The following is a 17,282-nucleotide window of genomic DNA, read 5'->3' on the forward strand; positions in this document are numbered from 1 at the left end:
GCGTCCCGCTTGAACTCGGCCGTGTACCGCTTACCCATGTTGCTCTTGCTACTCACTACCTGTGACTGCTTCCTCCGGGACCATCCGTCCCAGTATCAAGCTGTCCGGCCGACAGGGGGAACCTCAGACCCCATCACCAGTGCAGCCGCGAGGGCGGCCCTTCGCATGGCGAAACCCATTGTCCTTCCTCCCGTTTGGCATGTCGGCCTCATGCGGCGGAACAACCCCGTGAGGAAACCATGGAACGCACCGACAACGACACTGACTAGAGGGTAGCTTGAGCTGGGCAGGACCAAATTGGCCAGGCCGATAACTGCTGAATGAATCGTGCAAGGTTGCACGGAACTACCGCCTCCGGCGCCATGATTCGGGCGGTGAGGCCATTGGGTCACGCTCGCAGGAAGACAGCAGCATGCCGGTTGGCTCGGAACCTTCCGTCAGAGTGCGTCCGAAAAGCGCCAGTGGGCAACGAGGGGCACACTGAGCGTTTTCAGCGTTGCTTCTCCAGCCTGAGGACGCCGGCGATCGACGTGAGACGTGTCGAGCTGCCGCGAGCTCGTCCGAAGATTCGCCAGGATCTCAGGCGGGCGACTCCGCGTTCGACGGGCCCGCGGGTAGCGGACAGGGCTCAGTCGACCGTCCGCTCGGTTGGGGGTGAGCTCACCGTTCGGCGAGCTGATTTCGGGATGGTGACCCAGTCGTCGGCGCCGATGTAGGCCATGTCGGCGAGGATCGGCATGCCCTGGCGTTCACAGATCCGGATGATCTTGTGCCTGCGGGCGGCTGTGAGGTCGTAGGTACGGCCGGGCAAGGCGGGCGAGAGTCACAGGATTCTCCCGGCTGGATGCAGCTCGTCGCCAACGGCCAAGGGGTGTCTCGCCCCCGCAGCCCGGCGGGGACTGGCCCACCTCGCCCGTCTCGCCGGCGACTTCCCCACCGCGTGCCACGTCGCGCAGACCCTCAGCTGGGACGGCCGCCAGCACCGTGTCGAAGGCGACATCCTCTAGCCCAGGCCTTGGTCCTGGCCTTCACCGACCCCACTGCCGCCGACGCGTTCCACCTGGCCGAGTAGCTTCTGACGGGACTCGACCTGCGGGCCACCACCCTCCCCACGAGGATCGCCGCCCTCGTACGAGACGCCGGCGCCACCGGCAGCCTTGAGCCCGTGCGCCTGCTGCGCGCCGACATTCAGCAACGCCGGCCTGACAGCCGCAGAAGCCGCGCTGGAACTGGCTGCCTGTTTCCATCACGCCGTCCAGGACGACCATGACAAGATCAGCGCGGCGGCCTCCCGACTGCGCGACGTTACTCGCGGCGGCGACTACGCCTACCTATCGCAGCTCCTCAACCGTGGCGCTCACCGTGACCGTCACGTCTTCGAGGTGTGATGCACCGATGTCCGTCACATCAACCTGCGTCGGCCATGTTGTACGCGGGAACACGTTGCCCGCCTCGACCCGTGCCGTGACCGAGCGGTCTGTCCTCTCGCGTTTCACGCTCACCGTCACTTTGTAGGTTGTGCGCCTGGTGCCCTGGTTCTCGATGGTCACCGGAACCACGACCCGGCCGTTTTCCATGCGTGGCCGGTAGGCGATCACCCGGCCGTGCAGGGCCTTCGCCGCGCCGGGACCGTACCCGTATTCCTCGGGACGGGGTATGTGGGTGTTCCCAGCTCCGACCGGGTCGCCGCTCGGAGCGCTGCGCGCCCGCTCTTCCCCCTCCTTCCGCTGCGCCTCGGCAATCGCTTCCCGAGAGTCCGTGGAGTGCGGGGAAGCAGCGAGAGGTGTGCCGGGGGTGTCTCCCGGAGCGGGCGGCGACGGCTCTCCCGGGGTACTGCGGGTAGGGGTGGCGGTCACGCCGGTCGGGGACGCGCCGCTGGTGGCGTGTCCGGCCCCGCAACCGGTGGCGAACACGATCGCGCTCAGCAGGCCACCAGCCCACGCTGTTCTACGACTCGACAAGGGGTCCCCGCTTCCAACAGCTCCCGAAGCGCAAGGCGCACGGCACAAGATGCCCGCACTATAACCAGGACCGTCGAAAGTGAACCGATAGTGGCCCCGACGCTTGGCGCAAATCCGCCTACCCGCGACGTCTGAGCCGCATCATCCCAGGCATCCCCGCAGTGGCGCTCAGGCTGCGCTGGCCTGGCACTACGCGGACAAGCGTGAAACCCCCGAATCAACATGCAAGTTGACCAGATCCATGGGGCGCGGCGATTTCGGCGGGGGCTTGTCGATTTCCAGCCGATGCCGACAACTGTGGAAGGATTGCATCCGGTTCCGCTTCGCGGAAGGCACTTACCCGATGCACAGAAGCCCTGCGATCGCCTGCCCTCAAGGAGTATTCCGGATCTGGTTGCGTTTCAGTCAACCATGATCGTCGCGCCTCATATCGAGTTTCACGGGTAACTGGTACGGGCCCTACGCTGACCGAGCTCGAACATTCACCCGGAGCCCCCGGCGGGCTGAAATTCCCGTGACTTCTTGGAGAGCGGTTCGGGCGCAGCGGGAACGCGCGCCGGTGGTTCATGCCATCAGGAGGAAGCCGCCCCATGCGAAACGCCATACGCGCCGTCGCCGTCGGCGCGTCCCTCATGGCCGCCGGTCTGCTCGCCCCGCAGGCGGTCGCACAGGACGCCCCGAACGCCAACCAGCGCATCACAGGTACCAGCGTCCTTCTGTCCGAAAAGGGAGCCAAGGACCCCCAGACCCGCGCCATCGCGCGGGCCGACCCGGCAGCGGTCCGCGCCACAGCCACGCTGTGCGGCAGCGGCTATCAGCTGGAGTACGCCGAGCGGCTGCCGGACTCACGTCGCTACGGCACCCTCTTCACGTACGAGAAGTTCGGCTCGGTCGGCGGGGTCTGCGTCCTGTTCGACAACAACACCAGCAGCAAGAAGCACATGAAGCTCAAGCTGTGCCCCAACAAGACCGGCGCGAAGTGCAAGGTCGATGAGGGCTACTTCAGCCAGTACGCGGGACCCGTGAGGTACGAGAGCGAGAACGGCAACTACGTCGAGTGCTCCATGGTCACAGCACTCATGTGGGACTCCAGCGGCAAGGCCATCATCGACCGGGTCACCAGCGCAACGCTCTGCGACTGAGCCGCACCTCGCGCTGCCGCTGACCCCGCCCCCCCACGGTGGGCAGGTCTCACTACTTCCTGCGTCACCGCGCGGCCCCTGTTCGGGCCGTGCGGTGACGCGTCCTGCCGTGCGAACGGGCGGGAGCGCACCGAGATCGAGGTAGCCAATACCCACGAGCAGGATGCGACGTACCCGGTCCAGGCCGGCATCGCCGACGGTGGGGGCTCTGGAACCGCGGGGGCAGCGGCAACCGTACGACGACACACCCAAAGCAAAGAGTCCCCCTACAGAACCTATTCAAGGTCAACTCTGAAGCAGCGATGGAAAGCAGGAGATTTCGGTTGTGAAACCCGGACGAAGAATTCACAGACCTTCGATGGTCATAGCGGCGTGCACCGCGTTGTGCGGTGGTCTGCTGAGCGCGGCCCCCGCGTTCGGCACGCCGGGTGGCGACTCCGACTCGAATTCCAGGTCCGGCCACAACTTATGGTCGGACGCGTCCCCGGCCAAGGGCTCCGCGTCCTTGTCCTCGACCCGGATCAAGGACCCGGGCATGACGCTCGGCAAGGGATGGAACACGTCGCAGGACCGGGCGGTGACGGCCGCCGCGGACGCGGACGGCCTGCACATCCTGGTCGCCGACTCGAAACAGGCGTACGCGTGGAAGACCGCAGCGATCCTTGCCGAGCCCCGCATGCCGGCCGATTCCTGGATCGGCAATCAGTGTCTGATGGACCATGACCACACCGCCGTCGTCTACGCGCCACGTACGTTCACCAACAAGCCCGACCTGTTCCAGGGCGGAGCGTTCACGGCGATCGTCAACACCTCCACAGGAACGGTGACCAAACTCGGCTTCACCGCGTCGCTCGCGTACTTCGATCCGACCTGCAACTCCTCCGCGCGCACGGCGGCGTTCACTGCGTACCGGGACATGAACGACCCGGCGAAGACGAAGACACGCGTGGTGACCGTGAACACGGCGGGCAGGCAACTGACCGAGGCGTCGGTGAAGGGCGAGGTCACCTCGGCGGCACCAGTCACCGGCGGCGCCGTCGGCGCGTGGGGTCGCGACCTGGTCCGGCTGACGGACACAGGCAAGAGCAAGACGGGCAGGACCAAGACGCTGACGTCCGCGGACGCGGTCGCCTTCGACATCCGTCCGCTGGACACGGGCGGCAAGAAGATCGCCTTCATCGAGCGCGGCACCAAGGAGCACACGGCGAAAGTCTGGCGCGGCCACGGCAAGGCGGCCACGGTGGCCTCCGGCAAGCCCGGGGCGCTCGGCCTGGCCACCGGCGGCCCCGGCAAGGCGTACCTGACGGGCAAGACGTCCGGTGCCGTGCACACCAAGGGCACGGGTATCACACAGATCGACGTGGCCGCCGACGTCGACGTGTCCACTCAGGGGCGCCTCGCCGTCGACCCGGTACTCACCCCCGGCATGAAGGCCGGTCTGAAGCGCATCCAGAAGGCCGGACGCGACTTCACCAAGTCGGAGCAGGCCAAGGCGGTGCCCGAGTCCGACGGGCAGGCCGTGTCGCCGAAGGCACTGGCGAAGACAGAGCCCACCACCATCACCTCCACCGCCACCACCACGGGCATCGAGGTGACCCAGAAGGTGACGCCCCAGGCGGCCGCGGGCACGGAGAAGTCCTCGCCGGCGCTGGGCAAGAGCAGCAAGCCGGTCACCGAGGAGGCCCCGGCCGGGCTGGACGAGCAGATGGAGCGCACGACGCCGGCCACCTCCGCCGCGGCAGCCGCCTCGGCGCACGACCCCACAGACCCGGACCGCTGGTGTTCGGTCTCACGCAACGACGTGAACGCGCAGGCGCTGCAGCCGACGCCGAACCAGGTCGAGTGGGCCGTGGACATGGCCGTACGCGGTGACCTGACCTCCGGCTACATACGGCAGGGCGACTACCGTGCCCAGGCCGGCCTGGGCACCGTCGACCCGCAGGGCCTCTTCCCCCGCCCGACGCTGAACGGTGACGCGGGCGCCCGCATCCCGGCCAACGTCCTGCTCGGCATCCTGGCCCAGGAGTCGAATCTGTGGCAGGCCGAGTCCGGCGCCGTTCCAGGCCAGATGGGCAGCCCGCTCGCCGCGGTGGACGGCTACTACGGCCATCAGGCCGGCGGCGCCGTCGCCGACTACTGGAAGATCCACTGGGACAAGTCCGACTGCGGCTACGGCGTGGGCCAGGTCACCGACGGTATGCGGACGGCCGGCCACGAGAAGACGGGCGAGACGTCGTTGTCCCCGGCGAAGCAGAAGATCGTCGCCGTCGACTACGCGAGCAACATCGCCGCATCGATGAAGATCCTCGCCGACAAGTGGAACGAGGTGCACACCGACGGGCAGATGGTCACCGTCAACAACGACGACCCGTCAAGGGTGGAGAACTGGTTCACCGCCGCCTGGAACTACAACCTCGGCTTCAACGCCCCTGGTGCCCCCAACAGCCCGTGGGGCCTGGGCTGGTACAACAACCCGGCCAACCCGGTCTACAAGAACGACAACCCGTTCATGGACACCGTGGCCGACCCGGACGCCAACCACGACGCCGCGCACCCACAGGACTGGCCGTACGAGGAGAAGGTGATGGGTTGGGCAGCCTGGTCGATCGACACCGGCTTCTCCTACGGCACCTCCGGCCGCCAGGACTGGAAAGGCGAGTCCGGCTTCTCCTCGGCGGGCTTCCGCCCCGCCTGGTGGGTCACCGACCTTCAGCGCTCCTACGTCCAACCTCCCAAGAGCACATTCTGCAACGAGCACAACGGCTGTGACCCGCTGGACCCGCCGCACTGCCCGGACGCCGCCTGCTACACCCAGTACTGGTGGAACCAGTCGAACGCCACCTGGAAGGACGACTGCGACCGCTCCTGCGGCCACGAGAACATCAAGTACCAGACACTGATCCGCGAGCCCGGCCGTGGCTACCGTCTCAAGAACGGCACCCCCGTGTGCAGCGGAGCCCCGTCGGGCGCCACGGTCGTGGCCTCCGTCCCGAACGGAACCCCCACCTGGAGCGACTGCGGCGCGATCAAATCCGACGGAACATTCCGCTTCACTTTCTACCCCGACAGTGACGGGCGATTCGAGGCCAAGGCGGACCTGCACCAGATCGGCGGTGGCTACGGCGGTCACTTCTGGTACACGCACACGCGCAACCAGGACCATCTGGGCGGCACGACGTCCGGCGCGATGACGGTCCGCGGCTCGTGGATCCCCAACGGAACCTTCGACCTCGCCAAGGTCTACGTACACGTCCCTGACACCGGAGCGCAGACGAAGCAGGCCCACTACACCGTCTCCGGCGTGGCCGGCGGCGCCCGTGAGGTGATGGTCGATCAGGACGGCAACAACAACAAATGGGTCCCGCTCGGTGCGTACAAGTTCACCGGCACACCCAGCGTGACACTGTCGAACTACACCGACGGCGGTACGGCGGACACCGACATCGCCTACGGCGCCGTCGCCTTCCAGCCGGTGCATGGCACGTACGTCTCGGACACCCTGGAGGCGGACGCGTTCTTCGACGAGGACCAGAACATCGACGTCCGGCCCGAGTCGGGCATCTTCGACACCCCGATGAAGTCGCGTCAGGCCCTGCATGACTGGGCGCTCGACGTCTCCGGGAAGATCACCGCCCTGCCGACCTGTATCGACACGGTGGGCTCCCCCGCCTGCGTCAAGCCGGAGACCAAGGCCTCCGCCGAGCGCTGGCGCCACGAGGTGACGACGGCGGGCACGAGCACCACCGACCACCCCGACGGGCACAGCATCCCCGTGTGGATGCACTATGCCAACCCGTACACCAAGCGGCCCACCTCCGACAGCAGGCCGGACTGGTTCGGCAGCGACGACGGCGCGTACAAGCTGTACAACAAGGCCACCGTCTCGTACGTGAAGACGACCGACGGGAAGATCGTCCAGGGCAGCGAGAGCGTGTCCTACGACGACCGCACCGCCGACACGCACATCCCGGACTTCGTACGGGAGTTCTTCGCCGCGCTCCAGAAGGACTACGGCACCACGCCGCCGGACCTGAACTACACGACGACGAACCTGAATGTGCACGACGGAAGGACGACCACCACCACGACCAACAGCGACGGCATCCTGCCCGGACGCGCGTACAAGTCGATCGGCGTGAAGCCAGTGATCACCGACAGCAACGACAACCTGGTCACGGACGCCACCGGTACCTGTGTCGCGGTGATGCACACATCGGGCGGTTCGATCGGCTACCGCAGCGCCCTGGCGAACCGGAGCCTCACCGACAGCGTGCAGGACTGGGTGAACCGGGTCTCAAGGGACACCGGCTCGTCCGACAATCCCATGGCGCTGATGTCCCAGGAGATCCGCAACATGTTCTTCAAGCCGGGCCTCACCGGGTCGATCTTCGGCCAGGCCCCGCCGATCTGGCAGGAGCTGGACTTCAAGAGCTGCGCCGACGGCACCGTCAAGCGGGTCAGCGGCGCCCCGATCCTGCGCTCCAGCTACATGCCGAGCCAGTACCTGTACCGCAACGGCAAGGCCATCGACCTCAGCGGTGCCTCCACCGGCTCCAGCGCGCCGATCACGACGGGCGACTTCTACCACTTCAGTGGTCCAGCCTCCCCGCCGACCACAGACGACCCGTACGCGAACTGCACCATGACCGGCGGCCATTCGGGCAACCCGTGGGACATCGCGGTCTACGCGCCCGACCCGAAACCAGGCATCGACCCGGACACGGCGCATTTCTGCAACGCGCCGGACAAGACACCCGATGCCCAGTACACGCGGTAGTCGCGTGTCAGCCCGGCAGCCTGGTTGCAGACGCACACGGCGACCACGCATAGGCCCGATAGAGTGAAGGTGGCCCCCGAGACCGGGGGCCACCCCTTCGTTTGTGAGATGAAGAGCGAGGTCCGTCATGGCCGCCGCAGCACTGCTCATAGGCTTCGCCATGTTCTTCTTCGCCCCGGTGGTCCCATGGCTGCTGTTCCCGATGCGCCGCCGGGCAGGGGCCGCGGCTGCGGCGGTGTGGGGGGTGGCGCTCCTCGTCCTCAGCATCTTCCTCTGGGACGGGGCGTTCCTCGCGTCGGTGCTCCTCACCGCCTTCTCGTGCTGCGTCCGCCTCGTGGTCGAGGCCACCGGCGCCCTGGAGGATGCGCGGGCACGGCGCCGCGCCCGCCACTCCTGACGCCAAGAGGTCGATCAAGGGCGGTCTCACGGAGACCGCCCTTGATCGAAGTCCAGCCACACTCCCGCCACCCGGCGAAAGCCCGGTTCAGACACCAAGGTCCTGCTGGGTTGCTAGGCCCTCTTGGGCTCGGCCTGCTGCACCACCTCGAAGGACCACAGCGTCGAACCCGCGGCGGCGGGCCTCGGCTTGTCGCCGCCCTCCCCACCGCCCTGGTGCGCGGCCTTCATCGGCCCCTCCATCCACGCCTGGAAGGACTCCTCGTCCCGCCACCGCGTGTACACCAGGTACTGGTCGGTGCCCTCGACGGGGCGCAGCAGCTCGAACCACTCGAAGCCGTCGGAGCTCTCCACGGTGTGGGCCCGCGAGGCGAACCGCTTCTCCAGCACCTCCCGCTGCTCGGCGGGGACGGCCAGTACGTTGATCTTGACTACGCTCATGGCCCCATCCTGTCGTACGAGCCATCAGGAGCGCGTCAGTGACCTGCTGGCGCACGGCCGCGGCACCCCCGGGCAGGGGCGGCGGAACTCGGGGCGGGGCGAGCCAACCCACCGCACCGGCCGCTCCGTTGGGCGCCCGTCGCGCCCTGTCGGGGTCAGGCTCCGGATCCACGCGAAGGAGCGCACCCGCAGCGCGGCTACGGCGACGAAGCCGCCCACGGCGCGGAGCGGCTCCCGGGCTCCCGCGCGCCGCCCGTCGGCTGGGCCCACCTCCGCACCGTCGCACCCCCGGCAGCCACGGCACCTCGCACCACCGGGTCCGGTCGGGGGGGCGCGATGCCGGGCCCCCGTCCGGCGCCGGTCGGGCACCACCCCCGCCCGGCCGCCCGGCTCACGCGGACGAGCCCCCACCGGTGCCCCTCGCCCGCCCCACCCACCGTCCCCCTGCCCCAGTCGGCCCCCGGCCCTGTCACCACGTGCCGAATGCGGGCATGATGACCCGGTCGTTGCCCAGGAGACCGGCGAGGTGAGCGGTGCGCGTGCCAAGAGGCGTGGCGAGTACGGCGGTTCTGTGCGGCACGCTCCTGATCGCCGCCTGCGCACCGACCCTTCACGACGACGTCGCCACGGCCTCCGCGTCCCCGCGCGCCGCGAAGGCACCGGCGGCGCTGCCCGTCCCCCGCGGCACGGGCAGCGAGGTCCCCGACGACTTCAACGGGGACGGCCACCGCGACCTGGTCCTCGACGACCTGGTGAAGTCCCAGGCCCACACCGACGACGCGGGCATCGGCATCGTCTACGGCAGCGCACGCGGCCTGGTCCCCGGCGTCCGGCAGCTCCTCAGCCCGCAGCGGCAGGCCGCCCGGGTCGCCGGACGGGCTCCGGCGCTCTTCGACGCCGAGGAGTCCTGCGACCTCGACGGTGACGGCTTCACCGACCTGATCGTCTCGACGGACCCGCCGTACGACGGCCAGGGCCGGCCACCGGTGCCGTTGCAGGTGCTGTTCGGCTCACCGCGGGGCCTGACCGGCACCGGGGTCGTCCTCGACATCCCCGACGGGGCCCGCTACGGCGACGACTGGCCGGACCAGCCGGTGTGCGGCGACTTCGACGGTGACGGCGCGCAGGACCTGGTCGTCCACGCCTCGCAGGGCCGGCTGAGCTTCCTGCGCGGCCCGTTCAGCCGCCGGGGCAGGCCCCGCGCGGCGGCGGCGCCGCTCGCCTCCCCGGGCAACGTCCCGACGGGCCCGTCCGCCGACGTCGACCGCGACGGGTACGACGACCTCCTCGTCCGCGCCGCGCAGGGCACGGGTCCCGCGTGGGTGCTGCTCGGCGGCCCGGACGGCCCGGACCGCACGGGCACGGCCCTCCCGGACGGCATCGACGTCGCGCTCGGCGACTTCGGTCGCGGCAAAGCTCTGGATGCGGCCGTCGGCAGCATGGATGAAACGTCTCTGCGCCTTGACCTGCCGACCCCCGCGCCCGCCGCTCTCGCCTCTCCCGGCTCCCTGCTCGACGCGGGCGACTTCGACGGCGACGGCCGCAGCGAACTGGTCTCCTCCGGCTCCCGACTGAAGATCTTCCGGGGCCGTGCGACAGGCCCCGCCCCGGACGACATGCTGATCGTCCGCCCGCCGGACACTGGCACCACCCGCGTGGTGGCCGTCGGCGACTTCGACGGCGACGGCCGCGCCGACCTGGTCGTCCGGACGTACCGGGGCGAGACGAAGGACACGGTGGCCGTCTACCCGGGCTCGCGGACCACGCTGGTGGCCCCCACACCCTCGGTCACCTTCTCCACGGCCCGGTTCCTGGACGGTTGACGGCCTGGGCACGGCAGGCGGGGCCCGGCGGACGGCACGGAGAGCACGGGGCGACGGGGAGCGCGGTACGAGGACGCTTCGGGGAGGTACGGGGACGCTTCGGGGAGCGGCGCGGGGGCCGACGGGAGAAACGGCGCGAAGCCGCCGCGGGTGCCGCCCGGACGCCGGGCCGCCGGACGCTGGGGCGTCGGGGGGGGCCGGGGGCCGGGCCGGCCGCCACCCCGGCCGCGTTCCAAGGAAACCGGTGGGTAGGGTGTGCGGGCTCATACAGGGGAGGGGACGAACACACGATGATGAATCGAGTCACCAGAGCCATGGCCACGCTCGCCGGCCTCATGCTCGCCGGCGCCGGGCTGACCGTCACGACCGCCGCTCCGGCGGCGGCCGGCGTGGAGGACTGCCCCGAGGGCTACTTCTGCGGCTGGTCGAACAACACCGTCACCGGCCCGATGTGGAAGACGAACAAGGACGTCGCGTACATGGGCGGCTGGGACAACAGCATCCATGCCTACGTCAACCGCACGAACGCGGTCGCCTGTCTCTATGACGCCGCCGGATACGACACGTCGAAGGGCTCGGACTGGCTGGAACCCGCCAGCGCCGAGGGATACCCGTACTACGAGAACATGAACGGCACGATCAGCTCGATCAGGTTCGTCCAGGACAGGCACGAGTGCGACGTTCCCGACTACCCGAGCTGGATGTCCTCGACGCACAGCCCCGGCCCGCGGGACTTCGGCGACATGGACGGCAACGGGCAGGCCGACGTGATCAGCCGCGACCGGGCCGGGCGGCTCTGGTTCACCCCCGGTGACAGCACCGGCCGGCTCATCGGCACCGGCGGCTGGAACGCCATGAACGCCCTGACCCGGCACGGTGACTTCACCGGCGACGGCCACGAGGACCTCATCGCCCGCGAGGCCTCCACCGGCAGGCTCTGGCTCTACCCCGGCACCGGCACCGGCACCGGCGGCCTCGGCAGCCGCACGCTGATCGGCACGGGAGGCTGGAACGGCATGCGGAACGTCACCGCGTACGGCGACCTGACCGGCGACGGCCGCCCCGACCTGATCGCCTCCGAGAAGTCCACCGGCCGGCTGTACCTGTACCCGGGCACCGCCACGGGCGGCCTCGGCACCCGCAAGCTCATCGGCACCGGCGGCTGGAACGCCATGAACGCCCTCGCCGGCATGGGCGACACCGACGGCGACGGGCACCCCGACCTCTACGCCCGCGAGGCCTCCACCGGCAGGCTCTGGCTCTACCCCGGCACCCGCACCGGCGGCCTCGGCAGCCGCACGCTGATCGGCACGGGAGGCTGGAACACCATGGGCCACCTCCTCGCCGTCGGTGACTTCACGGGCGACACAACCCCCGACCTCGCCGCCGTCACCGACGACACCTACATGATCGACGGGTGGCTGGAAGGACCCGGCCTGCTGTTCGCCTACACGGGCCGCGGCGACGGACGCCTCGAAAGCGGTCGGCGCGTCGACGACAGCTGGTGGGGCTTCACCGACGTCTGCTGACGGTCGCTCCCGAGGGCTCGCCCCGAGGCGCTCCCGATGCCTCTCCCGAGGGCTCCCGCCCCGCCGCTCACGCGGCCGGCGGGAGCCCTCGCGCATCACCCGCCACCGTACGCCCTTGCGGGAAACGCCCCCACCAGGGCATGTCACAGGTCCGCAGCAAAGCCGTCCCCGGAAGCCACGGCCCGTCACATCACGCTCCGGAAACAGGTACGTTCGAGAGCGTGGCAGGATTCAGGATCGGACGCGGCGGTCGGGACGACCGCGCCGCACAAGCGCGACCGCAGCACCCCCCGTACGGGCAGCAGGCGCCGCAGGGACCGTCGTACGGCTACCCGCAGGCGCCGCAGCACCCGCACCCGCAGGGTCGGCAGCGCCCGCAGTACGGCGGCGCCGCCCAGGGGGGCTACCCCGGCGGTCCCGGCTACGGCGGCAACGGCGGCAGCGGATACGGCGGCGGGCAGGACGAGCCGGAGTACTTCGGGGGCGACCCCGGATACGGACCCGGCCCGGCCGGCACCCCCGACCCGTACGCGGCGAACACCCCGGGCCACACCCAGGCGTTCTCGATCGACGACCGGGCCCAGTACGACGACGGCGGCTACGACGACGGCTACACCCAGGGCGGCACCTACCAGGCGGGGGCGGCCGCCCCGACCGGCCCGACCGGCCCGCGCCTGCACTGGAAGGAACTGCTGAAGGGGATCGTCCTCTCCCCCGACCGGACGTTCCTGCGCATGCGCGACTACACGATGTGGGGCCCGGCCCTGATCGTGACCTTCCTCTACGGCCTGCTCGCGGTCTTCGGCTTCGACGGCGCCCGCTCGGACGCCATCAACGCCACCCTCTCCAACGCGATCCCGATCGTCCTGACGACGGCCGTCGCGATGGTGGTCTCGGCGTTCGTCCTGGGCGTCGTCACCCACACCCTGGCCCGCCAGTTGGGCGGCGACGGCGCCTGGCAGCCCACGGTGGGCCTGTCCATGCTGATCACGTCGCTCACGGACGCTCCCCGCCTGGTCGTCGCGATGTTCGCGGGCGGCGACGCGACCTTCGTCCAGGTCCTCGGGTGGGTGACGTGGGTCGCGGCGGGCGCCCTGCTCACCCTGATGGTCAGCCGCTCCCACGACCTGCCCTGGCCCAAGGCGCTGGGCGCCGGTGCGATCCAGCTGATCGCCCTGCTGTCGATCGTGAAGCTCGGCACGTTCTGACCCGGCCCCACCGCACGCCACGGAAGAGGCCCCCGGCCGCGCCCTCGCCCCGCGAGACCCGCATGCCGGGGGCCTCCCCGTTCCCCGCCCCGTCCCCCATCTGCAGAAGAAGACGAACGGGGACCGGCCCGCGCCCGCGTGCCCGCCCCCGGAGCCCCCTCCGGGCCCTTCTCTCCCTGGTCAGAGGAGGTGACGTACGCGGTGGACCACCAAGCGCTCCCCCTGCCGCCGAGGGGAACATGTCAGCGCCGACCGGTGGAGGAGAAGCTTCCGGCGGCCGCTTGAGCCAGACCCGAGCGTCGCCATGGCGGCCGAGGACAAGCACCGTAGGCACGGCGGTCGCCGCTCGACGTCGTCCCTGTCGGAGTGGGGCGGCAGAGACCATGACGCCGGCGACCAGCCGCACGACGCTCCGCTCCTCACGCCCGCGTCATCGGCGCATCAGAGCGCTTCCTTGTTCTCCCTGGGCGCCTCACCCGACTTGTGCACCGGAGGCAAGACACTCCACGGGAAGTGGATCCACTCGTCGGTCCGCTTCCACACGTACTCGCACTTCACGAGGGACTGCGACTTCTCGTAGATGACGGCGGAGCGGACCTCGGCGACATGGTCGAGGCAGAAGTCGTGGACGAGCTTGAGCGTCTTGCCGGTGTCGGCGACATCGTCCGCGATCAGCACCTTCTTGTCGGTGAAATCGATGGCGTTGGGCACGGGCGCGAGCATGACCGGCATTTCGAGGGTGGTCCCCACACCGGTGTAGAACTCGACGTTGACCAGGTGGATGTTCTTGCAGTCGAGGGCGTAGGCGAGCCCGCCGGCCACGAAGACGCCGCCCCGGGCGATGCTGAGCACGACGTCGGGCTGGTAGCCGTCGTCGGCGATGGTCTGGGCGAGTTCGCGGACGGCCGCGCCGAAACGCTCGTAGGTCAGGTTCTCTCGTACGGCGTTCAAGGGGCTGCTCACACCTGGGTCCGATGGAAGTTGATGTAGGAGCGGGACGCGGTCGGGCCGCGCTGCCCCTGGTAGCGGGAGCCGTACCGCTCGCTGCCGTACGGGGACTCGGCGGGTGAGGTGAGCCGGAACATGCACAGCTGGCCGATCTTCATACCGGGCCAGAGCTTGATGGGGAGCGTGGCGAGATTGCTCAGCTCCAGAGTGACGTGGCCGGAGAAGCCGGGGTCGATGAACCCTGCGGTGGAGTGCGTGACCAGGCCCAGCCTGCCGAGGGAGCTCTTGCCCTCCAACCGGGACGCGAGGTCGTCGGGCAGCGTGATCACCTCGTACGTCGAGGCGAGCACGAACTCCCCGGGATGCAGGATGAACGGCTCGTCGCCCTCGGGCTCGACCATCCGCGTGAGGTCGGCCTGCTCGACGGAGGGGTCGATGTGGGGGTAGCGGTGGTTCTCGAACACGCGGAAATAACGGTCGAGACGCACGTCGATGCTCGACGGCTGCACCATGGATTCGTCGTAGGGGTCGATCCGAACCCGCCCGGCGTCGATCTCGGCCCGGATGTCCTTGTCTGAGAGAAGCACGCCCCGAGGATACGCAAGGCGTGCGGAGCCCCCACAATCGCGACGGCTCCGCACGCCGTTGATCTTGTCTGCGCCGCTGCCGCAGGCCGGTGCCGGCGGCGTCCGGCCTGCGGCGGCGGCGCCTGCCGCCGCTACCGCTTCTCGAACGTCACCGGCACCGCACTACGGAGCCGGGCGCAACGAGGACACCGCACGAGCCGACCGGGCCCGAGTCGCTCGGCCTGCTGCATCGGGAACGAAGCGGTGGTGAACACGTGCCCATCGGCACAACGGACGACGGTGCGCTCCATCAAGTCCTAGAGTCCCTTCCCCATGAACCGCGTCACGTCTGGCTGGGATGCCGTGACGACGATCGCCACATTACGGGATGAAAGGGACGGCTCTCCAGGCGGCACTCCGACCCGGCCGACCCCTCTCGAAGGCCTCCACCGTACGCCCCAACTCCGGCCCCCCGCACCCGGATCCCACCCCTCCCAACACACCGGCCCCCGGGGGGCGAACACCGGGGGCCGGGGATGAGGTACAGTGGGCGACGGTTCCGACACCGAGCCGAATCGGCGCAGGTCGGGAACGTACGCGGGTGTAGTTTAATGGTAGAACATCAGCTTCCCAAGCTGAGAGCGCGAGTTCGATTCTCGTCACCCGCTCCACGACAAACCCCCAGGTCAATGACCCGGGGGTTGTTTGTTGTCTGGACCAATGCAGGGTGCGCGCACCACGGCCGGTCGCTCACGACATCGTCGTCAGCCTTCGGAGGAATCGGCATGAACGGCTGCCAGGACGGCGTGTCGGTATTCCGCTTCGGCCTGTGCGCTCGTGAAGCCCGTGCATGCGGTGACCTGCCGGGTGTTGGTGAATTCAGGGGAGAACCAGTCGGTGACGTTGTCGTCGACGGCCTGAGTGATCGCCGGTGACCCGGTTTTCAGGCGGAATCCGACCTGGTGGCAGACGTGGCTCTCGGGGCGGACGAGGTGCCATACGACGGCCGCGTCGAAAACGGGCTTGGCCGGGAAGCCGTTCGCCGCCAATTCGTCCACAAGCGGTCGTGAAGACCGCCCGAAGTAACGCGCGAGCGGGTCCGGATCGGTGGCCATCTCGCGCAGCCGGTCGAGCGGGATCGGGGCGAGGGACGACAGCTCGAAGTTGATGGCGGTGAACGGGATCGAGGTTTGTTCGAGTACGATCGCTTCCGCGCGTGGGTCCATGATGTAGTTGAAGTCCACTGCCGGATGACCGAACAGTTCCAGCGGCGTTGTCGGCTTGCTGCCGACCAAGGCGACGACCCGTTTGATGTGTGCAGCTTCCGCGGGGTAGTTCATGGCGAGGCAGGCCACGTCGGTCAGTGGTCCGATGGCGAGGATGGTCAGCCCCCGCGTTCGGTGCAGTTGGTCGGCCATGAACCGGACGCCGTCGTTGACACAAGTGTCGGTGAGGTCCGCCCCACCGGTTTCTTCTTGGCGAAGGACCGGCAGCCAGACGTCCGCCCCCTGGACCACGGGCACCCGGGAACGGAGCGCCTTCCTGGTGGCTCGCGCGGTGACCATCGAGGGTTCGACCAGCGAGTTCCCCATCGTCACGACTACGCCCCGAAGGTCGACACGCTGTGCGACGGCAAGGGCGAATGCGTACGCGTCGTCGATGTCGGGAACCGAGGTGGCGATTCCGTTGCGATTGCCCGTAGTCAATCCCATCGCCAGATCGGTGGACAGGATGACCGGCTCCCTCCGGTTGCCGGAGGGGAAGGAGTCCTCCTTCCCCTGGACGAAGGAATCGACGGCATCCGGTGGCGCATGCACGGGAGAGTGCGCAGCCGCTTGAGCCGCGCTCACGTTGCTGCACAGCACCACGGGCACGAGTAGCCCGACGCTCATCGCGATGAGTTTCCTCACCGCAGTCCAGTAGTGTCGTCTCACTATGGCTCATTTCGCTGATCAGGGGATTCGGGTAGCTTTCCTTGATCCGGATCGTCGCTGCAACAGCCGAGCTGGCAGCGACACCGTAAAGGACGTCCTCAATGACCCGCCGAGCCGACACGATAAACATCGTGATGTTCACCCTGAGCCGACATACGGGCTTGTCAACGGCTCTCCACGGTGAACTTCCACCCCATTGCTGAACCAGAAGCAATCCAGCACCGATTCAGTTTCTCCAGGGAGCAGTCGCCGCGCGGAGCCCCGCCGTCTGCGCTCCCGCCTCAACCTCGCCGAGAGTCGAACAGCTTCACGAACCATCTCCCTTCTCGGGCTTTTGGTTGTTGCTGGGTCACGCAGTGGATGCCACCGCCACCTTCGACGACGGCGTGGATCTCCCATGGGACGATCTCGCGGTCGGGGCAGGGGTCACCGATGACGGCGGCGGCTTGCTGCCTGGTGCGCGTCGCCGCCCCTTTCGCGGTCGACGGCCGAGACGGGTTCGCCCCGGCGCCGCACCACACAGCAGCTCGGCCGGTCCCTCCAGGCCAGTCGATGGG

The 17,282-nt window shown here is 69.0% G+C and carries 12 protein-coding genes, 1 tRNA gene and 1 pseudogene; 7 read left to right on the forward strand and 7 right to left on the reverse strand.

Annotated elements, in window-relative coordinates:
• Positions 1-490: 490 nt before the first annotated feature.
• A pseudogene (locus tag JS756_RS37175) lies at positions 491-877 on the reverse strand (transposase family protein); the annotation flags it as partial.
• Positions 878-1,331: 454 nt separating this feature from the next.
• The gene (locus tag JS756_RS30785) at positions 1,332-1,577 is read right to left on the reverse strand and encodes a hypothetical protein (protein WP_205386549.1); all 246 of its coding nucleotides are present in this window, start codon (positions 1,575-1,577) and stop codon (positions 1,332-1,334) included.
• 974 nt (positions 1,578-2,551) lie between these two features.
• Between JS756_RS30785 and JS756_RS30790 the strand changes: the two genes are divergently transcribed.
• From JS756_RS30790 to JS756_RS30800, 3 genes are all read left to right on the forward strand, one after another.
• The gene (locus JS756_RS30790; protein ID WP_205386550.1) at positions 2,552-3,103 is read left to right on the forward strand and encodes a hypothetical protein; all 552 of its coding nucleotides are present in this window, start codon (positions 2,552-2,554) and stop codon (positions 3,101-3,103) included.
• A gap of 535 nt (positions 3,104-3,638) precedes the next feature.
• Complete coding sequence (locus JS756_RS30795) at positions 3,639-7,880, forward strand: golvesin C-terminal-like domain-containing protein (RefSeq protein ID WP_205386551.1); 4,242 nt, start codon at positions 3,639-3,641, stop codon at positions 7,878-7,880.
• 127 nt (positions 7,881-8,007) lie between these two features.
• Positions 8,008-8,277, forward strand: a complete 270-nt coding sequence (locus JS756_RS30800; RefSeq protein ID WP_205386552.1) for a hypothetical protein — start codon at positions 8,008-8,010, stop codon at positions 8,275-8,277.
• 113 nt (positions 8,278-8,390) lie between these two features.
• Here JS756_RS30800 and JS756_RS30805 read toward each other — a convergent pair whose 3' ends face one another.
• Positions 8,391-8,717 carry an antibiotic biosynthesis monooxygenase family protein gene (locus JS756_RS30805; protein WP_205386553.1) on the reverse strand — a complete coding sequence of 109 codons (327 nt, stop codon included), beginning with the start codon at positions 8,715-8,717 and terminating at the stop codon, positions 8,391-8,393.
• Positions 8,718-9,256: 539 nt separating this feature from the next.
• On the opposite strand from JS756_RS30805, the gene JS756_RS30810 reads away from it, so the two are divergent.
• The 3 genes from JS756_RS30810 (at position 9,257) to JS756_RS30820 (ending at position 13,277) form a co-directional block, all read left to right on the forward strand.
• On the forward strand, positions 9,257-10,540 hold the full coding sequence (locus JS756_RS30810; protein WP_438817358.1) for an FG-GAP repeat domain-containing protein: 1,284 nt from the start codon (positions 9,257-9,259) through the stop codon (positions 10,538-10,540).
• A gap of 290 nt (positions 10,541-10,830) precedes the next feature.
• Entirely contained in the window at positions 10,831-12,069 is a 1,239-nt protein-coding gene (locus tag JS756_RS30815; protein ID WP_205386555.1) for an FG-GAP-like repeat-containing protein, read from the forward strand.
• A gap of 140 nt (positions 12,070-12,209) precedes the next feature.
• Positions 12,210-13,277: a Yip1 family protein gene (locus JS756_RS30820; RefSeq protein WP_205386556.1), complete on the forward strand. Its 1,068-nt coding sequence runs from the start codon at positions 12,210-12,212 to the stop codon at positions 13,275-13,277.
• A gap of 441 nt (positions 13,278-13,718) precedes the next feature.
• Here the strand turns inward: JS756_RS30820 and JS756_RS30825 are convergent, their stop codons facing one another.
• Together JS756_RS30825 and dcd are read right to left on the reverse strand one after the other, a co-directional pair.
• Positions 13,719-14,228, reverse strand: coding sequence for a phosphoribosyltransferase (locus tag JS756_RS30825; RefSeq protein WP_205386597.1), 510 nt, complete (start codon positions 14,226-14,228; stop codon positions 13,719-13,721).
• Positions 14,229-14,236: 8 nt separating this feature from the next.
• The gene (gene dcd / locus JS756_RS30830; RefSeq protein ID WP_205386557.1) at positions 14,237-14,812 is read right to left on the reverse strand and encodes a dCTP deaminase; all 576 of its coding nucleotides are present in this window, start codon (positions 14,810-14,812) and stop codon (positions 14,237-14,239) included.
• Between the two features lie 576 nt (positions 14,813-15,388).
• Here dcd and JS756_RS30835 point away from each other — a divergent pair.
• A tRNA-Gly gene (locus JS756_RS30835) sits at positions 15,389-15,462 on the forward strand.
• Positions 15,463-15,555: 93 nt separating this feature from the next.
• On the opposite strand, the gene JS756_RS30840 is transcribed toward JS756_RS30835, so the two are convergent.
• Together JS756_RS30840 and JS756_RS38130 are read right to left on the reverse strand one after the other, a co-directional pair.
• Positions 15,556-16,701, reverse strand: coding sequence for a nucleoside hydrolase (locus JS756_RS30840; RefSeq protein ID WP_205386558.1), 1,146 nt, complete (start codon positions 16,699-16,701; stop codon positions 15,556-15,558).
• Between the two features lie 305 nt (positions 16,702-17,006).
• The gene (locus tag JS756_RS38130) at positions 17,007-17,246 is read right to left on the reverse strand and encodes an agmatine deiminase family protein (protein WP_205386559.1); all 240 of its coding nucleotides are present in this window, start codon (positions 17,244-17,246) and stop codon (positions 17,007-17,009) included.
• Between the last annotated feature and the right edge of the window lie 36 nt (positions 17,247-17,282).

This window comes from Streptomyces actuosus, from assembly GCF_016921115.1.
In the GTDB taxonomy this organism is placed as follows: domain Bacteria; phylum Actinomycetota; class Actinomycetes; order Streptomycetales; family Streptomycetaceae; genus Streptomyces; species Streptomyces actuosus_A.